Below are 25737 nucleotides of genomic sequence, written 5' to 3'. Positions count from 1 at the left end.
GGCTTGCTGCGGTAGGGCTGTCAGGATGACCGTGCGTGCCGAGCGCCTCGACTTCGCGGCGCTACGCTCAGGGCGAACGGCGGTTCGGTTCATTTCGGCAGTTCGATTTCGCTGTCGAAGACGGCAACGGCGGGACCGGTCATCATGACCGGTGTGCCGGGACCCTGCCAGGCGATAGAGAGGTAGCCGCCACGGGTCTCCACGCGCACCGGGCTGTCGATCAGGCCGCGCGCAATGCCGGTGACGACGGCTGCACAGGCGCCGGTGCCGCAGGCGAGTGTCTCGCCCGAGCCGCGCTCGAAGACGCGCAGGCGGATCGCGTGACGGTCGACGATCTGCATGAAGCCGGCATTGACGCGGGCAGGGAAGCGCGGGTGGCGTTCGATGATGGGGCCATGTGTTTCGACCGGAGCGGTGTCGACGTTGTCGACGACCTGCACGGCGTGCGGGTTGCCCATGGAAACGGCGGTGATGGCGTAGTCGCGGCCATCGACGGCAAGCGGCTGGATGAGTTCGGCCGAGTCGGAGATGAAGGGCACGCGTGCCGGCTCAAGGATGGGAGCGCCCATGTCGACGGTGACTTCGCCATTGCCTTCGAGGCGCGGGGCGATGATGCCGGACTTGGTCTCGACGCGTATTTCCTGCTTCTCCGTGAGATGGGCATCGACGACGAAGCGTACGAAGCAGCGCGCGCCGTTGCCGCATTGTTCGACCTCGCTGCCGTCTGCATTGAAGATGCGGTAGCGGAAGTCGACGCCGGGCTGCGTGGGGCGCTCGACGATGAGGATCTGGTCGCAGCCGACACCGAAGCGGCGGTCGGCAAGAAAGCGCGCCTGTGCGGCCGTGAGTTCAACGGGCTGATTGATGGCGTCGATGACGACGAAGTCGTTCCCGAGGCCGTGCATTTTGGTGAAGCGGATTTTCATGGGGGGATTATCGCTCAGGTGGGGGATTGGGCGGTGGCGTGGCATTTCCCCCTCTCCCGCCCCTGACGGGGCACCCTCCCCCTCAAGTCCTCTCCCCCACCCCCTCTCCCGCAAGCGGGCGAGGGGGGCGCAGAGCGGCTGCGCCGAACGTAAAGCCGGGGAGGGCACGGCTATCAGTGGTCGTGAGCGTCGCTGTGGTCCCTCAGCAGAAACATGTAACACCAACCCTTTGCAGTTCCCGCCCCATGAGGGGGAGGGTGGCCGGAGGCCGGGAGAGGGGGAAATGGTGGTTCGGGCGCGAGCCTTGTTCAGGCGTCAGGCAGCGCAGCAAGAATCCGTCGTATCGGCGCCGGCAGCCCCACTTCATCCAGATCGCCCGACGCAAACCAGCGCAAACCAGCTTCCGCAACGCCTTGGAGGGACTGATCGAGCTCGACCAGTTCGGGCTGCAGGCTGAGCTTGAAATGGGTGAAGACGTGGAGCACCTCGGGCAGTTCCTGGCTGTCGGCGGGCAGGGGCTGGCCGGTGATGCGCAGCAGGGCGGCGGCGAGGGTTTCGCCGGCAGCCAACTCGGGCAGGCTGTAAAGGCCGCCCCAGATGCCGCTGGGCGGGCGTTGTTCGAGCAGGATCTTGCCGCGATGGCGCAGCACGAGGACGCGGGCCTGGCGTTGCGGCACGGGTTTGCGGGCCTTGCGTGTGGGCAGCTCGGCCTGGCGGCCGTCGCGTCGCGCGACGCAGCTTTGTTTGACCGGGCAGTCGTCGCAGCGCGGCTTGCTGCGCGTGCAGAGGGTGGCGCCGAGATCCATGATGGCTTGCGGGTAGCGCGCGGCGTCGTCGGCAGGCACCAGCGATTCGGCAAGTTGCCAGAGTTGTTGCTCGATGGCGCGCTCACCGGGGAATCCCTCGATGCCGAAGTGGCGCGTCAGCACGCGTTTGACGTTGCCGTCGAGAATGGCGACGGCTTCGCCATGGCAGACAGCGGCAATCGCGGCGGCTGTGGAGCGGCCTATGCCGGGCAGCGCCATGAGGCCGGCTGCGTCGCGTGGAAAGCGTCCGCCATGTTCGTGCACGACTTGCTGTGCCGCACGTTGCAGGTTGCGGGCGCGGGCGTAGTAGCCGAGCCCGCTCCACAGCGCGAGCACGTCGTCGGTGGGGGCAGCGGCCAGCGCAGCCACATCGGGGAAGCGCTGCAGGAAACGCTGGTAGTAGGGGATGACGGTGTCGACCTGGGTCTGCTGCAGCATGATCTCGGACAGCCAGACGCGGTAGGGGTCGCGCGTGTTCTGCCAGGGCAGGTCGTGGCGGCCGTGATCGGCTTGCCAGGCAATCAGCTGGCGGGCAAAAGCGGAGGACTTGCTGCGGGGGCGGGCACTCATGGGACGCGAGTGTAGCCCGCGTGCCGGGAGTCAGGCTGCCGCGTTGCGCGTCTCGGACCAGCGCTGGATGGCGTTACGCAAGGCGTCGATGGAGACAGGCTTGGCGACGTAGTCGTTCATGCCGCAGCCGAGCGCCCGCTCACGGTCTTCGGACATGGCATCGGCACTGACGCCGACGATGTAGGTGTCGTTGCCTTCACTGCGCAGGGATCGGGTGGCCTCCAGACCATCCATCACCGGCATGCGCGTGTCCATGAAGATGATGTCGAAAGACTGGGCTGCGCAGCGTTCGAGGGCTTCGCAGCCATCGGCTGCGCTCAGGATGGACGAGCCGCCCAGCTTGCGCACGAGATTGGTGAGCACGAGGAGGTTGACCGGATTGTCCTCGACGATCAGCACCTGGGTGTCAGAGCCCAGTCGACCATCAGTGCGGACCGCTGCGGCCACTTTCGGCATGTTGCCGGCGTCGCGCAGCAGGCGGGCGGTGAACCAGAATTCGGAACCTTCTCCGACCTGGCTATCGACACCGATCTGGCCGCCCATCATTTCGCTGAGCATGCGGCAGATCGACAGCCCGAGGCCGGTGCCGCCGTAGCGTCGCGTGGTGGACATGTCGGCTTGTTCGAAGGGCGTAAAGATGTGTTCGAGCTTGTCCGCCGGGATGCCGATGCCCGTGTCGCGCACGGCGAAGCGCAGCAGGCTGGCTTCCGTGTCGGCCGCAATCTGGCGGATGGTGACGGCGATCTCGCCCTGCTCGGTGAACTTGAAGGCGTTGCCGATGAGATTGACGAGCAGCTGGCGCATGCGGACCGGGTCGCCGACAAGGCGTGCCGGCACGTCGGCGTCTATCGTCACCGAGAAGCGCGGTCCGTTCTCGTGCAGGCGCACCGAAAAGAGCTTGCGCAGGTCTTCGAGCAGGGCAGGCAGGTCGAAGCACGTCGACTCCAGCTGCAGCTTGCGCGCCTCGATCTTCGAGTAGTCGAGGATGTCGTTGATGATCTGCAGCAGGGCTTCACCGCTGTTGCGCATGGTGTCGACGTACTCGCGTTGCTCCTCAGGCAGCTCGCTCATCTGCAGCAGCTGGGCCATGCCGATGATGCCGTTCATGGGCGTGCGGATCTCGTGCGACATCATGGCAAGGAACTCGCCCTTGGCGTGGCTCGCCGCGTTGGCCGCATCGCGTGCGGCGATCAGCGCTTGCTCGGCGCGAAATTTCTCGGTGATGTCGGTCACCGACAGCACGCGGCCGATGATCTGCGTTGCGTGCATGGCGGGGCGCGTCTTGCATTCGAAGACGCGGCCATCACGCAGCGGAGCGGTGTCGAAGGTTTCGTCTTCGGCATCGCCCATCAGCGGTGCGCGCATCGCCTGACAGTCCTCGGGCGATTCGAGCTGGCCAAGAATGTGGGCGAAAAGTCGCGTGTCGTCGTGGCGTTCGAGCAGCTCGTGAGGCAGGTGCCACAGCTGCGCGAAGCGACGGTTCATGTTGGTGATGCGGCCTTCGCGGTCGAGCACCAGGATGCCATCAGCCGTGGCTTCGAGCGTGGCGCGCAGCTGCGACGCCATGTGCGCCAGCTCCTCCTCGGCCTCGACTTCGTCTTCCACGTTTTCGGCACGCACCACCAGCCAGCCAGCGGCGTCACCCCGGCAGCGATGCACGCTTTTGCGCGCGACCAGCGTGCTGCCATCAGCGCGCTGGTACAGGCCTTCCGCATCAGTGATATCGCTGCCGCCACCGGCACGGACCTCTTCCCAGAAGAACACGTCGGACAGGGCGCACTCGATCTCGGTGATCGATCGTCCGATCAGCTCGTCGCGTGTGTAGCCCAGCTGCTGGATGGTGGCGGCGCTGACTTCGACGATGGCCAGTGTCTGCGCATCGACCAGCAGCAGGATCTCTTGCGACTGGCTCAGCAGGACGGACTCGGGGTGCTGCATGTCACTGGCCTTTGGCCGGATTGGATGAATTCGCGTCGAAGTAATAAGTGACGCGCTTGCGTGGATTGAGATACTCGAACACCGCTGTCGGCAACTGGATGGGACGTACGGCTTTCACGATGTTAAGCGAGGGGTCGTCTTCGAGGTTGATCGAGATTGCTTCCTCCTTGGGCACTTTCGCGTCATACAGCAGCACCCAGGGGCGCAGCGGCTTGGCGGGATTGACCGACTGTACAAGGGCGATGCTTTCATTCGAAAGTTTCACAACGCTGCCCGGCGGGTAGACGCCAAGACAACGGATCATCAGCTGCAGGGCCTGTGCATCGAACTTGGCACGGCGTTGCGAAAACATCAGCGACAGCGCTTCGTGCGGTGTCAGCGCGCGTGAGATGTCGGCCGGGTTGCACAGGTTGTCGTAGTGATTGACCATCGCCACGATGCGCGCCGGCTGCGCAATCGCTTCACCCTTCAATCCTTTTGGATAACCTGAACCGTCGGCGTTTTCGTGATGCTGGGCAATGATGGCCTGTACGCTTTCCGGCAGACCGACGCGCTTTGCGATTTTCAGACCATAGTCGTTGTGCAGCTTGCGCAGCTCACGCTCGGCATGGTTCATCTCGTCGATGTTCTTTTTGAGCACCTTGTCCGGAATTTCCATCAGGCCGATGTCGTGAAACATCGCACCGAGGCCAAGCACACGGGTGTCCTCTGCCGTCATACCCATTTCGCGCGCCAGCATCATCGACAGGATGGCGACGTTGAGGCCGTGGAAATAGACCTCTTCACCGCCGGCCTTCTCGCCCATCACGTGCAGGGCAATCTCGGGCTCGTTGAGGAAGGCGCCGACCATCTGGTCAACAAGCCCCCCGACCTCCTGCAGACAGTCGCGTGGGTTGGAGAGCAGATTGCGGTTGATGTTGCGCATGATGGTGGCGGCCTTGGCGAAGGCTTTTTCCATGTGCGCGAGCTTTTCCTTGCGTTCGGCCAGCAGGCGGGTTCGTTGTACGCGCTCGGCTTCTGCGGGGCTCAGCGGCGCGGTTTCGGCTGCCGGGGCAGCGGCGGCCTCCGTGGCCCCGGTTGTGGCTTCCGGCATCTTGTCTGAGCGGGAGGGGTCGACACGGAATTGCTTGACCCCCAGGCCACGCAGTGTGGAGATCTGATCCGCCGACTTGATGCGGAAGCTGCTGAAGCTGAAAGGATGACTGAACCAGGGCAGATCAATGTGCACATACAGGCCTATGCACAATTGCTCGGGTGTCACGAAGACGTCGTCGGTCCGGGTTTCCATTTGGCGGAACAGTCTGGGTCAAGCCGTGCGGCAGGCGGTTCTGGTGAATTCAACAGATATCGGCCTGCCAGCACGAACATTGAGCCCCTGGAACGCCCGGAGGAGCTTGATGTGGCGCAGTTCCGGCCTCTTGGGGGCAATGTCGGCTTGCGGAAGCGGCTTTGGGTGACTATAATGCTCAGCTCTTTGGCCGGTTAGCTCAGTTGGTAGAGCAGCGGATTGAAAATCCGCGTGTCCGTGGTTCGATTCCGCGACCGGCCACCAGAATTGAAAAGCCCGTCCCTTACCGGACGGGCTTTTTGCTTTGTGGCGCCGGTTTGGCCTACTGCTGGGGATTCTCGCCGCTTGTGGCACCAATGCCCGGCCCGGGGCTTGCTGCCACGGGTACGAAGAACCATTTGCGGTAAGCGCGGCCTTCCTCGTTCTTCACCGATACGTACTCGGGCAGCATGCCTTGCCGCAAGGGCTGTCGCTCCGACAAGCTGTGTACGGCGACGATGCGCCCGTCTTGCAGCGCAAGGCCCCAGTCGCGCAGGCCGGTCATGGGGTCGCGCGGAATCTCGCGCAGATGGCGCACGATGAAGGGGAAACGGCGATCTTCGAGGAGATCTTCGAGGCGCTGCGGGGCCTCGGGCGTGCCCTGCGGGGTGCGGGCCTTGTAGCTGGAGAGGGCCTGTGCGAACTGCTGGCCGATGAACAGCAGCTCGGTTTCCTTCGCGCGTTGTGCGGTCAGGCTCCAGCCGCGTCCCAGCTCGGCAAGCAGAAAGCCCAACGTAGCGAGGGTGAAAATCAGCAGCAGATAGACCATGCCCCGTTGCTGATGGCGCGGGGCGAGGCGTTTCACAGATCCCCCAGTGGTGCGCCATTCGCGGTCATACCGCTTGCACCGCTGCGCACATCGAAGACGCCTTCACCGCCCTCGGGGGGGGCTTCCGTCTGCCAACTGTCACGCATGCCGGTGTAGGGGTCTTCGGGCAAGCTGCGCAGGTAGCGCCTCTCGACGAGCTCGTCCAGCGAAGCCGGGTAGTGCTCAGTGTCGGCGTAGAACTTGTCGATGGCGTCGCGCATGACGGCAAGACTCTGTTTCAGCGCGCCTTCGCGCGCCTTCTCGACATGGTTGAAATAGCGGGGCGCGGCGATCGACAGCAGCACGCCGATGATGGCCATGACGACCAGCAGTTCGATGAGGGTGAAGCCCCCACGGTCGCGGCGCGGAGACATGCTCACCACTCCCGGTAAGGCACGCCGTTGAGGCCTGTGCGTGCCGAACGCGAATGGATATCGAAGACATCCTTGCCTTCCTCAGGCGACTCCGGCGGGCTGGCGTAGCTGCGCAGGGCCCAGGTTTCGGCAGCTGCGAGTCGTGCGTCGTCGTTCATGGGGTCGCGTGGGACGCGGCGCAGGAAGTAGATCTTCTGGCCGTCAGGGCGCTTGATGTCTGTAACGCCGCTGGCGAGCACGTCGAGTGAGGACGGGTAGCCCGAGGCATCGACCGAGCGTTCGATGCGCCCCTCGTCGCCAGCCCTCTTGTACGCGTCGAGTGCTTCACGCACCTGGCGCAGCGCGCTGCGCAGCTCGGCCTCCTTGCTGCGCTGGGCGACGAGGCTGGCGACTGGAAAGGCTGCCGAGGCCAGGATGCCGACGATGGCGACCACGATCACCATCTCGATCAGCGTGAAACCTCGCGTTGCGCGCTTGCGAATCACGGGACGACCTTGATTTCCAGCGGCTCGGGTGTCGTTGTCGGGACGTCGCCGGCTTCGTTGCTGAAGCTGGCCGTACCGATTTCGATACGGGCCGTGCCCGCTGCCTTGGCCCTCAGCCGCAGCTGTCCGGTCGCCACACCACCATTGACGGTCAGCGGCACCGTGCCGCCACCGTCGCCGACTGTTTCGAACAGGCTGGGATCCCAGTTCAGTGCAACGTCGGCCGAGCGCAGTGCGGATGATGCGTTAGCGGTGATGATCACTACTGCCTCCTGACCGGCGCGCACTTCGCGCGGCCCCCCCAGTGTGATCGTTACGCGCTGTACTGTGGCGTTAGGCGGGGGCTCTTCACCTGGCGCACGTTGCGCAGCACGCGCTGCGGCGTTGCCGGTGGCGCCTTGCCCGCCGCGTACGTCGATGGCACGCGCAGCGGTGTTGCTGATGCGTAGCGGCTCGCTGCCGATGCTGCTGTCGGTGCCGGCGGCGAGGCTGGCGCGCGCAGTCTGGTTGGGCTGGATGTTGCGTAGCACGCGCGGAGTGATGAGCAGCACGATCTCCGTCTTGGTATTGCTGTCGTTATTGTTCGAAAACAGGCGGCCCAGCAGGGGAATGCGACCGATGGCAGGCACGTGGGCAGCGCTGCTGCGCTCTTCGTCCGAGATCAGGCCGGCAAGCACCTGGGTCTCGCCGTCACGCAGACGCAGCACAGTCGATGTGTTGCGCGTGCCGATCTGATAGGCCAGCGAGCTCTGCGGGCCAGTGACTTCCTTGACCACGCTTGAGACTTCGAGGCCGACCTTGATCTCGACTTCATCATCGAGGCGCACGATGGGTTCGACGTCGAACTTGAGACCCACATCGAGATAGTTGACCGTTGCTGACACGCCGACGTTGGCCGTCGAAGTCGTAGTGAATACCGGCAGCTTGTCGCCGATGTGGATCTTGGCTTTCTCGCGGTTGCGCACACGGATGCGCGGGTTGGCGAGGATGTTGCTGTCGCTGTCGCGATCCTTGAGGTTGAGCAGCAGGCCGGGATTCGGCACATAGGGTACGAGCTGACCGGTATTGCGCAGGTTGATGTTGCCTGCCTGCAGCTGGCCACCCAGCGTGGTGTTCGACGTGACAATGCTGCCCGATACGGTGGAGCTGGCCGTGGTCGGCTGCAGCAGACCATAGCCGATCTGCTCCGGGAATTGCAGGCCAACGTTGATGAGTCGCGAGCGCAGGACTTCGAGCACTTCGACGTCAAGCATGACTTCCGGGTCGGGGATGTCGATCTGGGCGACGAGACGCTCGGCAAGGCGAACTGCCTCGGCCGAGTCCTTGATGACCATGACGTTGAGCTTCTCATCGATGAAGATGTCGCGCGTCTTCACCACGGTCTTGACCAGGGTTTGGGCCTGTTTGACGTCAGTGTTGGTGAGATAGAAGGTGCGTGTGACGAGGTCCTGATGCTCGCGCTGCTTTGCGGCATTGGCGGGGTAGATGAGCATCGAGTTCTCGTTGAACATCTTGCGATCCAGCCCATTGGTCACCAGCACCATGCGGATCGCTTCGTCGAGCATCACGTTGCGCACGAAGACCGTGACCTTGGTGTCGGCGCGTACATCCCTGTCGAACACGAAGTTCACGCCCGCGGTGCGCGATATCGCTTCGAACACCCCGCGCAGCGCTGTGTCGCGGAACTCCAGCGTGACCGGTTTGGTGTACTGGCTGCGCAGGCCGGGTACCTCTGCACTGGCCGGTTGCTGTACGGTATCCAGGCGGCGCAGCAGCTGGCGCACACCGGAGTGGTTCGGCACACGGGCCATGAGGTCCCGCGCGAGTGCTTCCGCATCGCTGTACTTCTTGCCGTCGAGCAGTGTCTCGGCACGCTTGAGTTGTTCGGCGACGTCGGCGTCGTCGTCGAGCGCGCGGTTGAGGTCGATGGCGCGGCTGCTGCCGGGATCCATGCGCAGTGCGAGGGCGACCTGCCGCCGGGCTTCGGCAGTCTGGCCGCCCTGCCGCGCGCGTTCTGCGGCCGAAATGGCACGATTGACCTGGCCGTCGCGCAGGCGGTAGTACTGGATGCGCAGGTTCTGGTCGCTGGGCGATTCCTTCATCGCCTCGACAAGCAGCTTGAGCGCGGCTTCGGGCTGACCTTCCTCGGCCAGTTTGCGGCTGGCCTCCAGGGGCGAGGTGGCGCAGGCGTTCAGCAACAACAGGGCCAGCAGGGTGGAGAGAAGACGGTGGGCTTGCATGATGTCAGCGTCCGAAAGTCAGTGTCTGCTGCTGGGCCAGCGGCAGGTATTCGAATTGCATGGCGTTGTCGGTGATGCGTAACACCTTGTACTGGCCAGCCACCGTATCGCCTTCGCGCACGATCAGCATCTGGCCGTTGTTGTCGAGGAAAACGACCGGTGTGTTGCCCTCGCGCAGTTGCCCCTGATACTTGAAGCGCAATGGCGGTGCGCTGGGTGCTGGGGGAGGAAGCGGTGGAGGCGGCGGCGGTGCAAAACTCACCGCAGAAAACGGGTCATGCCTGAGCTTGCTGATGGCTTCTCGTGGTGCAAGCGCGCTTTCGATGCGCGAGAGGGGCACTGTCGCGGCTGCCGATGAGCTGCCCTGGCTGCGCGCCGGTTCCTGCGTGCGAGACATGCTGCCTTGCCGCAGCGCATTGCTGCGCACTGTGGATGAGCCGTCCGCTGATCCGTTGTCTTCCAGCGTGCCGGCCCAGACCACGGCGGCGATGCAGGCGAACAGGGCGAGCCAGATGCCGTACTTGCGCATCATGATCCGCTCCGCAGGTAAAGCTGGAAGCGCACGCGTGCCGTCAGTTGGGTGCTGCCAGTGTCGGGGCGGCGCAGTTCCAGACCATCAAGCGACAACGCGGGCTGCTGCCTCAGCAAGGTGTCGATCCAGCTGCGCAGCCCGGCGTAGCTGCCGCTCACCGGCACCTCGATGCGTACCCTTACCAGCGGGGTGCCGGCTTCGACCTGATCACGGTAGTCGGCCTGCGTGGCAATCAACTGCTGACGTGCGGCTTCCTGATGCAAACGCACGAGGATCTGCGGCAACTGGCTGCGTGCCGGGAAGCGCGCGTAGAAATCCGCCAGGACCTCGCGCTGCTCGCGTTGTGGCGTAGCGCCAGGCGCTGTCTGGCGCAGGTTGCGGCGCGTCTGCGTCAGTTCGCTGATCTCGTCGCGCATGGCTGGCGTGACGATTTGTGCCACCGTGACCGTCGCCACCAGCAACATGCCACCCGCAAGACCGGGCCAGCCGCAACGGTGCAGCAGGCGCAGGCTTTCCATCCTCAGCAACTGCGCAGCGAGGCGGAGCTTGCTCATGAGCCTTTGCTCCAGCGCGTGGTGAGACGGAAGTGCACGACCTCGACAGCGCCGCGTTTCTGGAACTGGTAGTTCTGTACCTGCACGCTGGCGAACGCGGGTTGATTGCCCAAGCGTTCGGCGTAAGCAAAAACGGCCTCCAGCGAGCGTGCATCGCCTTCGATGCTGATCTGTGTTTTGCCGTTGTCAGCGTCCAGTGCCAGAAGGGAGACGTCGTTGTTGCCGGCAGCTTCGAGCATCGGCAGCAAGCTTTGCCAAGGCGTGCTGAGGGCGCCAGCGACGCGCCAGGCTGCCTGTCGTTCCGTGGCGGCATTGCGTTCGTTGCCCCGTTCATTGCGCACATTGCTGCGTGGCAGTCTGGCAGTCTGGCGGTCAGCGGCGCGTTGCTGGCGTGCGACCTGTGCTGCAAGCTCGTCGCGACGTTCGGCGAGACTGTCGTAGTCGAACAGTGCCGCGGCAGCCGACAGCAGGCCGGCAAGCAGCAACAGCCAGCCGGACAGCGATGGGCTCGGGCGACGCGCTACGAAGTCCAGCGTGAAAGCTGGCGGGATCTGCCGAAAGAGGAACATGTCAGCGTGTGTCCGCCGTCAGCCACTGCAGTGTCCAGCCTTCAGAGAGCGGAACGGCAAACGACTTCTTGCTGCCGGCAACGTAGAGCGTGCCGTCGTGCAGGGGCTCGTCGCTGCGCGCCAGCATCTGCGCATGCAGGGCGGCGATGCCCGCACCGTCTTCGGCGGCCATTGCCAGGGTGCTGATGGCGACCCAGCCGCGTCGGCGCCACAGACCGATGCTGACGCGTTCCTGCTCGATCAGCGCAAATGCGCCGACGTGGCCGGACAGCTGGCTGCGCAGACGGTTGAAACAATCGACGAAGCTGGTGCGCAAGCTGCGCAGCTGCATGGTGTGACGCTCGCACAGCTTGCCGACAGCCTGCATGAGGCCGGCATCAATGGCAACGGCGGGCACTGCTTCATTGGCATAGGCCGTCTCGGCCACGATGTGCCACTCCGCCGCTTCGGCACCGAACACGTTGCGGAATGCCGCTTTGAGGAAGGCCTGGCGCTCCTCCGGTTTGCGCACGCCAGCGGGGAACTGGACGATCTGCGTACGTGACATTGCACTGTCGAGCACTACGTCGAGCTGCGGGCATTGCAGGTCGGCATCGAAGCTCAGTGCTTCGAGCAGCTGCTCAACCGTGGGAGCGGAAGTGCCATTGGCTGCTGGCCAGGTTTGCCATTTGCCGCCATGCAGGCTGCCGGCCGACACGGAGTAGCCCTGTGGCGACAGGCGCAAGGTCAGGACTTTACGCGATGAACGTAACACGATTGAGTTCCTGTAGTGTGGTATCGCCCGATGCGACCAGTGCCAGGCCGGCTTGTCGCAAGGGGCGGAAGCCGCGGCGCATGGCGGCCGCCTTGAGGGTGCGCAGTGGCGCGCGTTCGGTAATGAGTTCCCGCAGTTCGTCGTCGAGCGGCAGGATTTCGGCAATTGCGCGTCGCCCTTTGTAGCCGCTGCCGCGGCACTGGCTGCAACCGGCGCCGCGCATGAAGTGATAGCCCGTCGTGTCGCTGAGCGCTGATTCCGCGAGCAGAGACTTATCGGGCGTCTCGGCTACACGGCAATGCGCGCAGTTGATGCGCACGAGTCGCTGCGCGACCACGACGTTGAGTGCGGCAACGAGGTTGTACGGGTCTATGCCCATGTGCATGAAGCGGCCGATTACGTCGAACACGTTGTTGGCATGCACGGTGGTGAACACGAGGTGGCCGGTCAGCGCGGCCTGCACGGCGATCTCGGCCGTCTCGCTGTCGCGGATTTCGCCGACCATGATCTTGTCGGGGTCGTGGCGCAGCACCGAGCGCAGACCGCGCGCGAAGCTCAGCCCCTTCTTTTCGTTGACCGGGATCTGCAGCACACCGGGCAGCAGGTATTCGACGGGGTCTTCGATGGTGACGATCTTCTCCAGCCCGCTGTTGGTCTCGCCGATGGTGGCGTATAGGCTGGTGGTCTTGCCGCTGCCGGTGGGGCCGGTCACCAGCAGCATGCCGTAGGGTTCATTGGCCATGCGGCGCAGTTGGGCGCGCGTGGTTTCGTCGAAGCCAAGGGTGGCGAGTGTCAGGCCGCTCATCTCCTCGGTGAGGTGTTCCTTGTCGAGCACGCGCAGCACGGCGTCCTCGCCGAAGATGCTGGGCATGATGGAGACGCGGAAATCGACTTCTCGCCCGACAGCGTTGGCCTTGAAGCGCCCATCCTGTGGCACGCGGCGTTCGGCAATGTCGAGTTCTGCCAGCACCTTGATGCGCGAGATGACCTGCTCGGCCATTTCGCTGCCCTGCACGCTGCCGACGCGGCTCAGCACGCCGTCGATGCGGTACTTCACGTGCAGGCCACCGGCGACTGATTCGATGTGAATGTCGGAGGCGCCCTGACGCAGCGACTCGTAGAGTGTCGAGTTCACCAGCTTGACGACGGGGCTGTCGTCTTCGCTGATGCGGCGTGCAGAGATGTCCTCGCTCTCGCCGCGCGCGGCCATGTGAGCCTCGGTGCTGAAGACGGCTCCGGTCATCTGTTGGCTTTCTTCGACGCGCGCCAGTGCAGCGGCAAGGGCTTCGCGTTCGGTCAGGCACAGCCGGAACGGGCGTTGCACGCGGTGACCCAGCCAGTCGACGAGGGCTGCGTTGAACGGGTCAACGATGATGATCTGCAGGAGCCCGGCCTCGCTCGTGACGGCCAGGCATTCGCGGCGCAGGCTTTCCTCGAAGCCCAGTACATCCAGCGCGGGAGCGCTGTCGATCAGAGTGCGCGCTTCAACGAAGGGCATGTGCAGCAGGCGGGCAAGCGCAGGCAGGGCGCCCGGGCCGTGTCGCTCGCATAGCAGGTTGAGCGTGTCGTTGCCGTGGCGTGCCGCGTCCTGGCGCAGCGCGTTGAGGATGGCGGCGTCCAGCGTCTGAGGCGCAGCTTGTACGAGCGGGCCGGCTGGGGCGTTCACTGGATGCTCTCCGCCAGCTGGAAGATCGGCAGGTACATCAGCACCACGATGAGCCCGATGACTGTGCCGATTACCAGCATCAGCAATGGGCCGATCAGGCGCGTCAGCCAGTCAACCCAGCGTGCGATCTCTTCTTCGTGGAACGCGGCGACGCGTTCGGCCATGTCGCCGAGACTGCCGCTGCGCTCACCGACGCGCAGCAGGCGCTGCGCGACGTTGGTGGTGAGACCGTGGTGTGCCAGCGTGTCACTGAGGCTACGTCCTTCGCGGATCTGCGCCATGGCCGCATCAAGCCTGTCCCGCAGTGCGGTGGCAAGCAGCTCACGCGACATTTCCATGCCCTGGATGACGGTGATACCACCGCGCAGCAGCATGGCCATGGTGCGGTAGAAGCGTGCCAGCTGGAAGACGCGCAAGCGCTCGCCAAGCCCCGGTAGCTTCCAGGCAAGACGGGCGAGACTGGCTCGCGTGGAAGGCAGGCGGATAAAGAGGACGATAGCCACAACGGCAGCGATCAGACCACCCAGCATGGGCAGGGCGTGCTCCGACATCAGCTTGCCCCAGTCGATGAGCAGGCGCGATGCCCAGGGCAGTTCGCCGCCGGCTTCTTCGAACACGCCCGAGAATCGCGGCACGACATAGCCGAGCAGGAACAGCACGACCAGACTGCCGACACCCAGCAGGGTTAGCGGGTAGATCGCGGCGCTGACCATCTTGTCGCGCAGTGCATCGGTCTGTTGTCTGTATGCGATGTAGCGGGCAAGCGCCTGGTCGAGATCTGACGTACGCTCTGCTGCACGCAGCATGGCGATGAAGAGCTCGGGGAACTGGCTGCCCTGGGCCTGTAGCGCGGTGGAAAAAGTCTGGCCATTGCGCAGTGCTGTCAGCAGGGCGTCGAGCGTGCTACGTACGGCGGGACGAGCTTCGCGCTCGGCGAGCGTATCGATGGCTTCGACGAGGGGCAGGCCGGACTGCAGCAGGGCCAGCAGCTCCTGACAGAAGAGTTGCAGTGGAAAGCGCGAACGGCTGCCCCCGAGGGCGAGGGGAGCCAGACTGATCGACAGCACAGACAGGCCGCGCGCATCGAGCTGCGCGCGGAGCTCGGCTTCGCTGCCGGAGTCCACATGCATTTCAGATAGCACCATGCGCGCATCGAGAGCTTTGACGAAGTAGCGTGTCATGAAGGCTCGCTCACGATGGACATCACCAGTTCGTGATGTCTTCGGCCTCGCCTGCGCCGCCGGTCTGGCCATCCTTGCCAAACGAATACAGGTCGAAGTCGCCGCCGTGTTCACCCGGATTGGCGTACTGGTAGGCGCGGCCCCAGGGGTCAGCAGGCAGCCCCTTCTTGAGGTACGGGCCTTGCCAGCGCGCTACACCCGGAGGTAACGCGATCAGTGCGCCCAGCCCCTGTTCGGTCGTGGGGTAGCTGCCTACATCGAGGCGATATGCGTCGAGGGCTTTCTCCAGAGAATCGAGCTGTGCGCGAGCGGCCTTCACTTCAGACTTGCCGATGTGCGCAAAGAACTTCGGCGCCACGTAGCCGGCCAGCAGGCCGATGATGACCATCACGACCAGCAGTTCAAGCAGGGTGAAGCCTCGGCAGGAGGATGGACGCAATGTCGGGCGCAACATGTGGGAGTTGTCGGCAGCGGCGTTTCGAGAGGCACGCAAATTGCCGCACGGCAGTTACAGGATGAAGACATATTTGTTGCGTTTCATCGAACTGCAATCCCTCTGTGGGCTGGAGTCGCATGCCATGACAGGTTTTGTGACCGGAATGTTTCGTCGCCATGCGCTGCATGCAGCATGCATTCGACGTGCCGATCTTCTACGCGTGTAATCCGTCATCCCTAAAGTACGCCCCGACATGTGCCAGACCAACGGAGTCATGGCACCGGGTTTCAGCAATCGCTCAGGGAGAGTCAGGATGTTCCGCAAACTCGCAATCGTTGCACTGCTCGCGGCTGTGCATGGTCAGGCAGGCGCCTTGGGCGCTGGTGACATTGCTTTCACTTCGTTCAACGCAGACGAGGATGGCTGGTCGCTGGTTGCACTGGCAGACATTTCAGCCAACACGACCATCTACTTCAGCGACAACGAATGGAATGGCTCCGCCATCGGTTCAGGTGGTGCTTTCAACACTGGTGAGAGCTACCACCAGTGGGTGAGTGGTTCGTCTGTCATCGCCGCAGGTACGGTGATCCGTTTCGCTGCCGTCGATGCCGTCAGCCTGGCCTCTTCAGTCGGCACGCTGTCGCGCGCTGCCGTGTCGGGCAGTACCAACTATGGTGTAGCCAACTCGAACGAAACGATTTACGCCTACCTCGGTAGTTCGGCTTCCGCGCCGACCAGCTTTCTGGCGGCGGTGACCAATGGAGACTTCAGCGTCGACGGCACCCTGGCCAACACCGGGCTCACGCAAGGTGTCAGTGCGATTCGCCTGAATGCCAATGCAACGTCAGCCACGCCGGACTTCGGTCAGTACGCCGGTACGCGTAGCGGTCTCACGAGCTTCGCTGACTACAAGACGCTGGTGAATAACGCTTCGAACTGGACCGTCGATACGACCAATGGCACCTACATCAATGTAGTGCCAGACACCACGGCCTTCAGCATCAGCCCGGTGCCGGAACCCAGCGAGAACGCAATGCTGCTCGCGGGGCTGGGCTTGATGTTCTTTGTGATCCGCCGTCGCCTGGCTTGATCACGTTTTCGCTCATGAACAGGTCGGGACGCCGTTCGACGGCGACCGGCCTCGTCGTCCGCACAAGGCGGACCAGAGTACTTGTCTGCAGGAGACTGATTCCATGAAAGCATTCCGCAACCGGATGCGTACGTTACTGATCGCTGCGCTGTGCGCGCTGTCCGGTGTCGCATACGCGTCGACGTCGGGTGTCGTCATCAGCCAGGTGTACGGCGGTGGTGGCAATTCCGGTGCTACCTATACCCATGACTTTGTCGAACTCTTCAACGCGGGCAGCACGCCGGTCAGCCTGTCGGGCTGGAGCGTGCAGTACGCGTCGGCAGCCGGCACCACCTGGCAGGTTACCAACCTGGGCGCCGGGACTTTGCAGCCCGGCCAGTACTACCTCGTGCAAATGGCTGTCGGTGCAGGCGGTACGGTGAGCTTGCCGACGCCTGATGCCATCGGCACCACGGCGATGGCAGCAGCGAGCGGCAAGGTAGCCCTGGTCAGCAACACGACAGCGCTTACTGGCAGCTCGCCCAGTTCGGCAAGCCTGGTGGACATGATTGGCTACGGTGCGGCGAATGCTGCCGAAGGCAGCGCTGCACCCGGTCTCAGCAATACGACGGCAGATCTGCGTGTCGCCAACGGCTGCACCGACAGCAACAACAACAGTACGGACTTTGCGACGGGCGCACCCACGCCGCGCAATACGGCATCGGCTTTCAACAGCTGCGGCACGCCGGTCAATGCTCCCATCGTGGCGAGCTGTCCGGCTGCGTCCCTGACCGCCGGTGCAGGCGGTAACGCAGCCTTCAGTGCGACGGATGCGGACAGCATCGTCAATGGCGTCAACATCACCAGCGCCGCCGTGAGCGGAATCACTCTTGGTGCCGTGACGCCGGCATCGGCAGATGGTGGCAGCCTCACTTCGGCGCTGACGGTGGACGCCGCTGTTGCTGCAGGTACCTACAACGTCAGTCTGTCTTTTGCCAACGACGAGGCCCAGTCGACGAGCTGCACGCTGAGCATCACGGTAGCCGGCAGCCAGGCTTATACGCCGATCTACGACATCCAGGGCCCCGGTGACAGCAGCCCGCTCGCCGGCAATAGCGTTACCACGCAGGGTGTGGTGACGGCAGTGTTCCCGCTGCTCAATGGCTACTACATCCAGGACGAGACGGGTGACGGAAACGTCAGTACCTCGGATGGCATCTTCGTCTACTCGCCAGGTGGCATCACGGTGTCTGTGGGGCAGCGCATCCGCGTAACGGGTACCGTGACCGAGTTCAATACCGTGACAGAACTGACCAATCCGTCCAACGTGACGGTGCTGGCTTCCGGCATCAGCATCGTACCGACGCCGGTCGTGCTGCCAGAAGCTTTCAACGGTGAGCTGGAGCGTTACGAGGGCATGCTGGTGCGCATCGATGCACCAATGACCGTTGCGCAGAATTACTTCCAGGGACGTTACGGTCAGATCACGCTGGCTGCGGGCGGGCGTCTCATCAAGCCGAGCAACATCCATCGTCCCGGCAGTGCCGCAGCCCTTGCGCTGGCGGACGAGAACGCGCGTCGCGTGCTGATCCTCGATGACGGCTCGTCGAGCCAGAACCCCAATCCGATTCCCTACATCGGGCTGGACAACACGCTGCGCGCCGGTGACTCGGTGAGCAACCTGATCGGTGTCATCGATCACGGTCTCATCAACAGCGACACCTCTGCCACCGCGCCGCGTGACTACAAGCTGCACCCGACGGTGGTGCCGGTTTTCAGTCGCGACAATGCGCGTACCGCAGCGCCGGCAGCCGTCGGTGGCAACGTCAAGGTGGCCAGCTTCAATGTGCTGAACTATTTCAGCACGCTGGACGTAGCAGGCAGCGGCTGCTACCCCAGCGGCACGCGCAGCGATTGCCGTGGCGCTGACTCGACCACCGAGTTCTCGCGCCAGCAGACCAAGATCGTCGCGGCGATGACTGCCATCAACGCCGATGTTTTCGGCCTCATGGAAATCGAGAACAACGGCAACACCGCCGTGCAGAACCTCGTCAATGCCCTCAACAGCGTGGCAGGTGCCGGCACCTGGGCCGTGGTGCCGCTGCCTGCAGCCGGTACGGGTACCGACGCAATCCGTGTGGCGATGATCTACAAACCGTCGCGACTGAGCCTCGTTGGCGCGTCGATGAGTGACACGGACGCCATCAACAACCGACCGCCGTTCGCCCAGACTTTTGCTGCAGCGAATGGTGAGAAGTTCAGCGTCATCGTCAATCACATGAAGTCCAAGGGCTGCGGCTCGGACGGCGGTGTCGATGCCGACAACGGCGATGGTCAGGGTTGCTATAACGGCCGTCGTCTCCTGCAGGCGCAGCGACTGGTGAATTACTTCATTCCGTTCGTGAAGGCGCAATCCGGTGACGACGATGTACTCGTGATCGGTGACTTGAACGCTTACGGAATGGAGGACCCCATCGACCTGCTGACCAATAGCGGATTGGTCAACGAGGCCGCACGCTTCATCGCTACGCCGTACTCGTACATCTTCGATGGTGAGTCCGGTTACCTTGATCATGCGCTGAGCACGCCCTCGCTTAGCGCACAGGTTGCAGGGGTGACGGAATGGCACATCAACGCCGACGAGCCCTCGGTCATCGACTACAACACCGAGTTCAAGCCGCAGGATCTGTACGCGCCCAACGCCTATCGTTCCTCTGACCACGACCCGGTGGTAATCGGTCTTCAACTCGTGCGAAAGATGTCTGGTACAGCTGGCCGCGATGTGATCAATGGCTCGGCAGGCGACGACGTGATCATCGGTGGCGAAGCCGCTGACACCATCACGACCGGTGCCGGGAAAGACGAAGTCGTCTATCAGGACATGCGCGATGCCGGAGATACCGTCACTGACTTCACTCCCGCCAGCGACCGCATCAACCTTCACGCCTTGCTGGTCAGCCTGGGTTACAGCGGCAGCGATGCCGTCGCCGATGGCTACGTGCGTGTGGTTGCCGTCAGCGGTGGCGTCATCGTGCAGATCGATGTCGATGGGGCTGGCGGCCCCGCCACGTTCAGGCCTCTGGTCCTGTTGCGTGGCGTGAGCCTCGTAGCCATCGACCTTGCACGTGACTTCATCTACTGATCAGGACTCCAAAATGAACGACAGGAAAATTCTGGGCGCCACGCTCTGCGCACTGATGATTGTGGGTAGCTCGTCCGTTGTCGCTGCACCCGCCAACGGCAACTTCTCGGGCGGTTTGACGGGGTGGGAAGCCGCAGGCGACGTGGCCGTGCTGGGCAGCACTGCCTTTGCGCAATTGACCACAGCCACGCTGGGCGGTGATGATCTGCCTGCCGCTGCAGGCGCTTTCAATGTGTCCGGCAACGCGGCCGCTGCCTCAGGGGGACTGGAGAGCTTCCTCGGCCTGTCGGCCGGCGCGCTGGATCCCGATGCAGCGGGCTTCGTATTCGCCAGCGAAGGGTCGGCTATCCGTCAAACGGTCACGGTCTCTGCGGGCGATACGTTGAGCTTCGAGTGGAACTTCCTCAGCAACGAAGCCGGCTTTGCCGCCCAGCCTGACTATGCCTTCGTCGTTATCGGTGGCAACCTCATCCGCCTCGCCGACAGCGCCGGCAGCCTCTCGCCGTCCGCCGTCTATGGCGGCGAGACAGGAACCCGGCACTTCAGCTACACCTTCACGAGTGGCGGCAGCGTCGTTCTGGGGTTCGGGGTGGTCGACGCAGTGGATGGCAGCGTCAGCTCAGCGCTCACGCTGGATGCCGTACAGATCTCGCCCGTGCCGGAACCTACCGCGGTCGCGATGTTTCTGGCAGGTCTTGGTATTGCGGGCTTTGCCGCACGCCGCCAGAAGCGCTGATCCGGTTCTCGCAGCCGCAAACGCAACGCCCGCCAACCTGGTCAGGTTGGCGGGCGTTGCGTTTGCAGTGGGGTGTTGGCGCAAGCTCAGTCAGTTCGCGAACGGATGTTCGTCGGTGCCTTTTCCGGCACCTTGCGGCGCAATCTTGAAGCTGTTGGCAGCCGCCTGTGCGCGATTCGAGACGTTGAGCTTGCGCAGGATCTTCTGCACGTGGTTCTTCACGGTCAGTGGGCTGATACTGAGGATCTGCCCGATCTCCAGATTGGTCTTGCCCTTGCGCACCCAGTCAAGAACCTGCTGCTCGCGCTCACTGAGGCTCGGCGTGCGCGTCGTCGGCATGCCGGACCCCTGGTGCTCGTTGTCACAGACATGCGTCGCCGCCATGTGCAGGTGTGGCAGGAGCAGGTCGAGCATGTAGCGGTAACGCCCAATGTTGCGGGTCGGTACATTGAGGAAAACAAAGAAGCTACCGCGTGCCGGCTGATGTCGGTGACTGGAGCGCAAGTCGGGCATGCCGTGACAGGCGAAGCGGCTGACGCCCAGCGCCTGCATGTCGTGTGTCAAAGACCCTGCGGTGTCGACTTCCAGCAGCAGTGGCTGATGCCCCTGACGGACCCATCGCTGCGCTGCTTTCTGCAGCAGGCTGTCCGGGCCATGGTTAAAGCGACGCACATCCTCCTCGCTGAGCACGGCACGCGAGCAGACCTCGGTACGCAGGTCATGCGACAAGGGGCCTCCCAATCCGTAGAGCAGGGTCTCGTGCGGCAGAAAGGATTGCAGCGAGCCCTGTGCCCACAGGTAGAACTGATGACGTTTGCGCACCTTCACTGCCGTCTCGAAGGTGATCAGCAACCTCTCGAGTTCGAGGTGATCGAAACGCGGTGGTTCGCTGGTCGACATCATCGTTGCGGGTTTTGTCCGGGCAAAGGGAGGCTGGTGCGGGCGCAAGCCAGCGTGCATAGCTTGCGTTGCAAACATGTCAGGCGTTTGCAGTCTGGATTGCAAACCGGTTAAAGCCTTTCGGCTGCATGCCTTGCTCCATCTGTCGGGCGACAGAAGGCTGCATTGCAGTGCTGCGTGCATGTGTCGTCGCACCTGCTGCGGGTGAGCCAAACGGACTATGCGGCGCCGGCCTCTCTCCTGTTTTTTCGTAATCCCTGCCCCATAAAGTGGCGCAATCGAAAAACCAACGCGTACCGGGAAACCCATTTGTTCGAAGTTAGTGCAAAGGGACTATGCCGAACGCGTTTGCTGCGATGCGGACTGCAACCTTCAAAACGTATCGTGGCCCGGTCTCGATAGAGGCCCGGGGTGACCCGGACATTCATTCAAGGAGAGTATCAAGATGAAAATGAAAGCACTTGTGGCCGCCATGGCCCTGGTTTCCGGCGTTGCAAACGCTGGTTATGCGACCTTCGCTGACGCCAACAACCCGGGTTCGCTGATTTTCTCGGCTTACGATGCAACCGCTTCAAGCTTCTTCGACCTCGGCCTGAACACCAGCCAATTCACGGCTGCCAACTTCGGTGGCGTGACGTCGGCTGGCGCAGGCTTCGAGCTGAAGACCCTGCAAGTCACCTGGAACTTCAACACCGGTTCCGTGACCTCGACGGGTCAATACGACGTTTCCTCCCTGCTGGCTGGCGTCAGCGGTGACTGGTCGGCGGCCTGGACGGCTTACCAATCGCATGCTGCCGGTTCGCAGTGGGATGTGTTCGCCGCTGACCGCAATGGTTCGACCGCTGACAAACAGTACTTCCTGACCACGGCTGTGGGCACGCAAACTGCTGTTTCCAACACGACCAATGGCGTTCTGCAGAGCGGTTTCGCCACGATTGCCAACTGGCACGACAACCAGCAACTGACTGGTGGCGGCAATCATGGGTCGGTGGACAACGGCGCCAACGTCATCACCGATACCTCCTCCGGCCTGTATCAAGGCGCCACCAACGCCATGAAGACCAACTGGAACGGCAAGGTGACTACCTGGGCTGCAACCGGCAGCGCTACTTCCGAGTTGGACTTCTACGGTTTGCAAGGTGGCGTGAACGGCGCGGGTTCGACAGCCAAGGTTGGTGTGACCAACTTCAACGGCAAGTTTGCCCTGAACGCCGACACCGGCGTGCTGACCTGGACGACGCAAGTCGCCGTGGCTGCCGTGCCGGAGGCTTCGACCTACGCCATGCTGCTGGCTGGTCTGGGCCTGATGGGCCTGATGGCTCGTCGCCGCGTCAAGTAAGCCGCTCTCCGCAATATCCGCAAGAACCCGCCGGGCTTCGGCCCGGCGTGGTGACGCTCGCCCTCACGACAAGGATCACATCATGAAAATCAAGTTCATCGCTGCTGCCATTGCTGCAGTCTGCGCCCAATCGTCCTTCGCCCTGGACTTTGCTGCCACCAAGGCCGTGCAACTCGCCTTTGAAGCTGGCACGGCTGGCAACCACGTTGTTTACCTGACCGGCGCTTCGGCACTGCGCGCTTCGGTTCCCGGCGCCCTGCAGAAGATCTGTGCTGCTGGCACCTTCACGCAGTTCGACGGTTCGGACAGCAACATCAAGGCCTACAGCTGCACGATTGGCTCAACCCTTGTTCCCGCTGGCATGGCCGCCGGCGACAAGCTGCTGGTGGGTCTGTCGGTGTCGGAGGGTTCGTTCTCGGCCGTCATTTCGCAGAACGCCACGAACTTCACGTATGACTTCGGCGCTGGCACCAAGAATGCCCAGAACAACCAGCTGAACTTCAACACGACGGCCTTCACCAACACCTCCGTGTTCCGCAAGCAGTCCGCAGGTGGTTTTATGGACGTGCAGCCCACGTTGTTCAGCAACCTCGCTGAAGCCCTGCCGAGCCTGAACGTCAGCTACACCACGACTCCCGTGGCGGCTGGTCAGGCTTTTGGAGTCGCCGTTTCGCCCGCTCTCTACAAGGCCCTGCAACACGCCCAAAACCTGACGACTGCAGAAGGTGGCGCTTGTGCCGAGAACAACTACTCGGCCGCTTGCCAGCCCAGCATCAGCAAGACCCAGTACGCTTCGTTGGTCTCGCAGGGCAACGCTGGCTACATTGCCGACTGGAGCATTCTCGGTGTGACGGGCGGTACGCCGGTGAACCTGTGCCGTCGCGTCGCAACGTCGGGTACGCAAGCCGCTTCCAACGCCTTCTTCCTGGGCAAGGGTTGCTCGGTTGGCTCGGTTGAGCCGTCCGGCGCCGCGGAAAACAACCCCGGCGTGTTCAACATCGTCGAGAACTCGGGTTCGTCCAACGTCGCTACCTGCCTGTACGACTCGGCTGCTGCGGACAAGGAAACCAAGTTCGCCATCGGCGTGATCTCGGCTGAAAACGCTGCTGCCACGACGGCATGGCGCTTCGTGAAGCTGGATGGTGTGTCGCTGTTCGAAGGTGTCGCCGGTGGCAAGGCTCGCCAGAACGCCATCGACATGAAGTACGCCTTCCACTTCGAGTTCCAGACCGTGACGCGCAACAGCGCCAGCGCTGCAGCGCAAGGCCTGATCGCTGCGCTGGGTTCGGCCATCTCTGATCCCACGCTGACCGACCTGACCGGCATCACCATCGCTCCGGGCCTGAACGCTGCTGGCGAGTTCAATGCCGACAAGCCCACCCTGATCCAGAAGGCTTCGACCGGTGGCAACTCCTGCGCCGCCGCTACCTACGTCTTCTAATCGCGTAGCGACCCGGCCGTCAGGTCGTGTCGCGCAGGCGGCATCCGCTGCCACGTGATCTGCTTCAAGACAGGCCCCTTCGCAAGAAGGGGCTTGTTGCGTTTCGGGTGTCGCGGCAACGACGCGCTGCCTGACACGACTTTCCGCAACATCACCCGGCTGTAATAGGCCATTTGCGTAACAGGGCACCGCGACACGATGCCCGTCCGAGAGCACGATGAGCGTAACAAGACTTCCCCTGCTGCTGGCCTGTCTGGCGCTGTGTGCGCCGCTGGCGGGGCAGGCGCAGACAGCCGCACCGGGCGCCACGCAGGCCGCCTTGCCGGCGACATTTCTCATCACCGAGTTACTCGTTGAGGGCAACACGGTATTGTCGTCCGCACAGATCGAGCGTGTGGTGGAGCGCTTCCTCGGGCCAGACCGCAAGCTCGATGATGTCTATGCCGCGCAGGATGCGCTGGCCAAGGTGTACGAAGAGAGCGGCTACGTGTCGGCGACCGTGCGTGCCTTGCGCCTCGACCCCATCGACACCGAATGGGGCAAGGGCTGGGTCGCCGTGCTGGTGGTCACCGAGGGACGTGTGGACCGCCTGAAAGTGACTGGCGCGCAGTACAACCTGCCCAGCGCTGTGAGGGATCGCGTGGCTTCTGTGGGTGAGGGCAAGGTGCCCCACTTCCCGACCTTGCAGAAAGAGTTGGCTGAGGTGGCGGGCATGAGCGACCTGTCGGTGACGCCGTTGCTGCGCCCCGGTCGCGACCCCGGCACCATGGAGGTGGAGCTCAAGGTCGAAGACAAGCTGCCCCTGCATGCCTGGGCGCAGCTGTCGAACGAGCAGAGCCCGGATACCTCGCCGCGCCGGATGGAGCTGGGCGCGCGCTATGACAACCTGTGGCAGGCGCAGCACAGCGTGTCCTTCCGCTTCATCAACACGCCGCTGAAGACCAGCGAGATCCAGGTCGGCGTGCTGACCTACAGCCTGCCCAATGGCAAGGGTGACGAGCGCCTGACGTTTTATGGCGTGCGTTCGGACAGCAAGGTCGGCACCGACACCGCGACCGGCGTGGTCGGCAAGGGCTCGACGCTGGGCTTTCGCCAGACCGCCATTGTGCCCGCATCGGGCGAAGGGCATTACGAGCGCCTGAGCTACGGCGCTGACTATAAGCGGCTCGGTGAAGAGTCCGAGGCCAGCGGCTCCAAGCCTGTGCAGTACCTGCCCCTCGCACTGCAGTTCATCGGCATGTATCCCGGTGAGAGCGGACGCTGGCGCATTAGCAGCGGCCTCACAGCGAGTTTCGCGGGCGTGATGGATCGCAAGGTCAATGAATGTTCGAGCGTTGCGGGTGATCGCGACCAGTTCGATTGTCGTCGCGCCGGGGCGAGTGCGAGCTTCCTGGTCTGGAACAGCAGCGTGCAGCGCGAACACAAGCTCGGCAAATGGGGAGCCTTGCAGGGCAAGCTCGGCTGGCAGTTCGCCAGCGGGCCGCTGATCAGCAGCGAACAGTTCTTCGTGGGTGGCGCGGACTCGGTGCGCGGCTACTACCAGAGTGAGGCCGGGGGCGACGACGGTGCGAATGCCTCGCTGGAATACCTGACACCCTCGCTGATCCCCGAGTCATGGAAGTTCGGCCTCAAGTTCCTGACCTTCTTCGATGCCGGATGGGTACGCAAGCAGCAGGTCCTGAGTGGCCAAACGGCGGACTATCGCCTCATTGGCACGGGGCTGGGTGTGCGTCTCGAAGTGGGCAAGACCCTGACCGGCACGCTGGACTGGGGCCGTGCGCAATTGCCGGGGCCGACCAGCAAGGACGGGGCGAACCGGGTGCATGCGCAGGTGAAGGCGGAGTTTTGAGGGTGTTTCCACCAGGTGCAGGTGCGACATGCCACTGCACTGAGGTGGTGGAGCAGAGCGTGTAACAGGCAACGACGACGTCATTCCCGCCTGCG

The 25737-nt window shown here is 63.4% G+C and carries 22 protein-coding genes and 1 tRNA gene; 7 read left to right on the top strand and 16 right to left on the bottom strand.

Annotated features, from left to right (window positions below; all coding sequences use genetic code 11):
* Positions 1-89 precede the first annotated feature (89 nt).
* The 4 genes from dapF to ABEA02_RS08115 form a co-directional block, all read right to left on the bottom strand.
* Positions 90-926: a diaminopimelate epimerase gene (gene dapF, locus ABEA02_RS08130; RefSeq protein WP_345532393.1), complete on the bottom strand. Its 837-nt coding sequence runs from the start codon at positions 924-926 to the stop codon at positions 90-92.
* 308 nt (positions 927-1234) lie between these two features.
* Entirely contained in the window at positions 1235-2302 is a 1068-nt protein-coding gene (gene mutY / locus ABEA02_RS08125) for an A/G-specific adenine glycosylase (RefSeq protein ID WP_345532392.1), read from the bottom strand.
* Between the two features lie 30 nt (positions 2303-2332).
* Complete coding sequence (locus tag ABEA02_RS08120; protein ID WP_345532391.1) at positions 2333-4240, bottom strand: PAS domain-containing hybrid sensor histidine kinase/response regulator; 1908 nt, start codon at positions 4238-4240, stop codon at positions 2333-2335.
* A 1-nt stretch (position 4241) separates the two neighbouring features.
* The gene (locus ABEA02_RS08115; protein WP_345532390.1) at positions 4242-5528 is read right to left on the bottom strand and encodes a cyclic di-GMP phosphodiesterase; all 1287 of its coding nucleotides are present in this window, start codon (positions 5526-5528) and stop codon (positions 4242-4244) included.
* Between the two features lie 188 nt (positions 5529-5716).
* Between ABEA02_RS08115 and ABEA02_RS08110 the strand changes: the two genes are divergently transcribed.
* Positions 5717-5792, top strand: a tRNA-Phe gene (locus ABEA02_RS08110).
* Between the two features lie 58 nt (positions 5793-5850).
* Here the strand turns inward: ABEA02_RS08110 and ABEA02_RS08105 are convergent.
* Genes ABEA02_RS08105 through gspG form a run of 11 tightly spaced genes read right to left on the bottom strand, consistent with a single transcriptional unit; the run spans position 5851 to position 15184 of the window.
* Positions 5851-6336 carry a type II secretion system protein gene (locus ABEA02_RS08105; RefSeq protein WP_345532389.1) on the bottom strand — a complete coding sequence of 162 codons (486 nt, stop codon included), beginning with the start codon at positions 6334-6336 and terminating at the stop codon, positions 5851-5853.
* Positions 6337-6368: 32 nt separating this feature from the next.
* On the bottom strand, positions 6369-6749 hold the full coding sequence (locus ABEA02_RS08100) for a prepilin-type N-terminal cleavage/methylation domain-containing protein (protein ID WP_345532388.1): 381 nt from the start codon (positions 6747-6749) through the stop codon (positions 6369-6371).
* Positions 6750-6751: 2 nt separating this feature from the next.
* Positions 6752-7234, bottom strand: a complete 483-nt coding sequence (locus tag ABEA02_RS08095) for a type II secretion system protein (RefSeq protein ID WP_345532387.1) — start codon at positions 7232-7234, stop codon at positions 6752-6754.
* The gene (locus tag ABEA02_RS08090; protein ID WP_345532386.1) at positions 7231-9474 is read right to left on the bottom strand and encodes a secretin N-terminal domain-containing protein; all 2244 of its coding nucleotides are present in this window, start codon (positions 9472-9474) and stop codon (positions 7231-7233) included. The genes ABEA02_RS08095 and ABEA02_RS08090 overlap by 4 nt, the downstream gene beginning before the upstream one ends.
* Positions 9475-9478: 4 nt before the next feature.
* On the bottom strand, positions 9479-10006 hold the full coding sequence (locus tag ABEA02_RS08085) for a hypothetical protein (protein WP_345532385.1): 528 nt from the start codon (positions 10004-10006) through the stop codon (positions 9479-9481).
* A complete protein-coding gene (locus ABEA02_RS08080; RefSeq protein ID WP_345532384.1) occupies positions 10003-10560 on the bottom strand; it encodes a GspMb/PilO family protein in 558 nt (185 codons plus the stop codon). The genes ABEA02_RS08085 and ABEA02_RS08080 overlap by 4 nt, the downstream gene beginning before the upstream one ends.
* Positions 10557-11129, bottom strand: a complete 573-nt coding sequence (locus ABEA02_RS08075) for a hypothetical protein (RefSeq protein WP_345532383.1) — start codon at positions 11127-11129, stop codon at positions 10557-10559. The genes ABEA02_RS08080 and ABEA02_RS08075 overlap by 4 nt, the downstream gene beginning before the upstream one ends.
* A 1-nt stretch (position 11130) precedes the next feature.
* Positions 11131-11883 (bottom strand): hypothetical protein, encoded by a 753-nt coding sequence (locus ABEA02_RS08070; protein ID WP_345532382.1) that lies wholly within the window; start codon positions 11881-11883, stop codon positions 11131-11133.
* Entirely contained in the window at positions 11864-13549 is a 1686-nt protein-coding gene (locus ABEA02_RS08065) for a GspE/PulE family protein (RefSeq protein WP_345532381.1), read from the bottom strand. The genes ABEA02_RS08070 and ABEA02_RS08065 overlap by 20 nt, the downstream gene beginning before the upstream one ends.
* A complete protein-coding gene (locus ABEA02_RS08060) occupies positions 13546-14730 on the bottom strand; it encodes a type II secretion system F family protein (RefSeq protein ID WP_345532380.1) in 1185 nt (394 codons plus the stop codon). The genes ABEA02_RS08065 and ABEA02_RS08060 overlap by 4 nt, the downstream gene beginning before the upstream one ends.
* Positions 14731-14752: 22 nt before the next feature.
* The gene (gspG, locus tag ABEA02_RS08055; RefSeq protein ID WP_345532379.1) at positions 14753-15184 is read right to left on the bottom strand and encodes a type II secretion system major pseudopilin GspG; all 432 of its coding nucleotides are present in this window, start codon (positions 15182-15184) and stop codon (positions 14753-14755) included.
* A 295-nt stretch (positions 15185-15479) separates the two neighbouring features.
* On the opposite strand from gspG, the gene ABEA02_RS08050 reads away from it, so the two are divergent.
* The 3 genes from ABEA02_RS08050 (at position 15480) to ABEA02_RS08040 (ending at position 20113) form a co-directional block, all read left to right on the top strand.
* Positions 15480-16256 carry a PEP-CTERM sorting domain-containing protein gene (locus ABEA02_RS08050; protein WP_345532378.1) on the top strand — a complete coding sequence of 259 codons (777 nt, stop codon included), beginning with the start codon at positions 15480-15482 and terminating at the stop codon, positions 16254-16256.
* Positions 16257-16359: 103 nt separating this feature from the next.
* Positions 16360-19377 carry an ExeM/NucH family extracellular endonuclease gene (locus ABEA02_RS08045; protein ID WP_345532377.1) on the top strand — a complete coding sequence of 1006 codons (3018 nt, stop codon included), beginning with the start codon at positions 16360-16362 and terminating at the stop codon, positions 19375-19377.
* Positions 19378-19390: 13 nt separating this feature from the next.
* The gene (locus tag ABEA02_RS08040) at positions 19391-20113 is read left to right on the top strand and encodes a PEP-CTERM sorting domain-containing protein (protein ID WP_345532376.1); all 723 of its coding nucleotides are present in this window, start codon (positions 19391-19393) and stop codon (positions 20111-20113) included.
* A 90-nt stretch (positions 20114-20203) separates the two neighbouring features.
* On the opposite strand, the gene epsA is transcribed toward ABEA02_RS08040, so the two are convergent.
* The gene (epsA, locus tag ABEA02_RS08035; RefSeq protein ID WP_345532375.1) at positions 20204-21013 is read right to left on the bottom strand and encodes an XrtB/PEP-CTERM-associated transcriptional regulator EpsA; all 810 of its coding nucleotides are present in this window, start codon (positions 21011-21013) and stop codon (positions 20204-20206) included.
* Between the two features lie 445 nt (positions 21014-21458).
* Here epsA and ABEA02_RS08030 point away from each other — a divergent pair, with 445 nt between their 5' ends.
* The 3 genes from ABEA02_RS08030 to ABEA02_RS08020 all read left to right on the top strand — a co-directional run bounded on the left by ABEA02_RS08030 (position 21459) and on the right by ABEA02_RS08020 (position 25642).
* Entirely contained in the window at positions 21459-22352 is an 894-nt protein-coding gene (locus ABEA02_RS08030; RefSeq protein WP_345532374.1) for a PEP-CTERM sorting domain-containing protein, read from the top strand.
* Between the two features lie 82 nt (positions 22353-22434).
* The gene (locus tag ABEA02_RS08025; protein ID WP_345532373.1) at positions 22435-23793 is read left to right on the top strand and encodes a hypothetical protein; all 1359 of its coding nucleotides are present in this window, start codon (positions 22435-22437) and stop codon (positions 23791-23793) included.
* A 217-nt stretch (positions 23794-24010) separates the two neighbouring features.
* Positions 24011-25642, top strand: coding sequence for a ShlB/FhaC/HecB family hemolysin secretion/activation protein (locus tag ABEA02_RS08020; RefSeq protein ID WP_345532372.1), 1632 nt, complete (start codon positions 24011-24013; stop codon positions 25640-25642).
* The last annotated feature ends 95 nt before the right edge of the window (positions 25643-25737 follow it).

Source organism: Viridibacterium curvum (genome assembly GCF_039544165.1).
Lineage (GTDB): Bacteria > Pseudomonadota > Gammaproteobacteria > Burkholderiales > Rhodocyclaceae > Viridibacterium > Viridibacterium curvum.
This window is presented reverse-complemented; position numbering and strand designations above follow the sequence as displayed.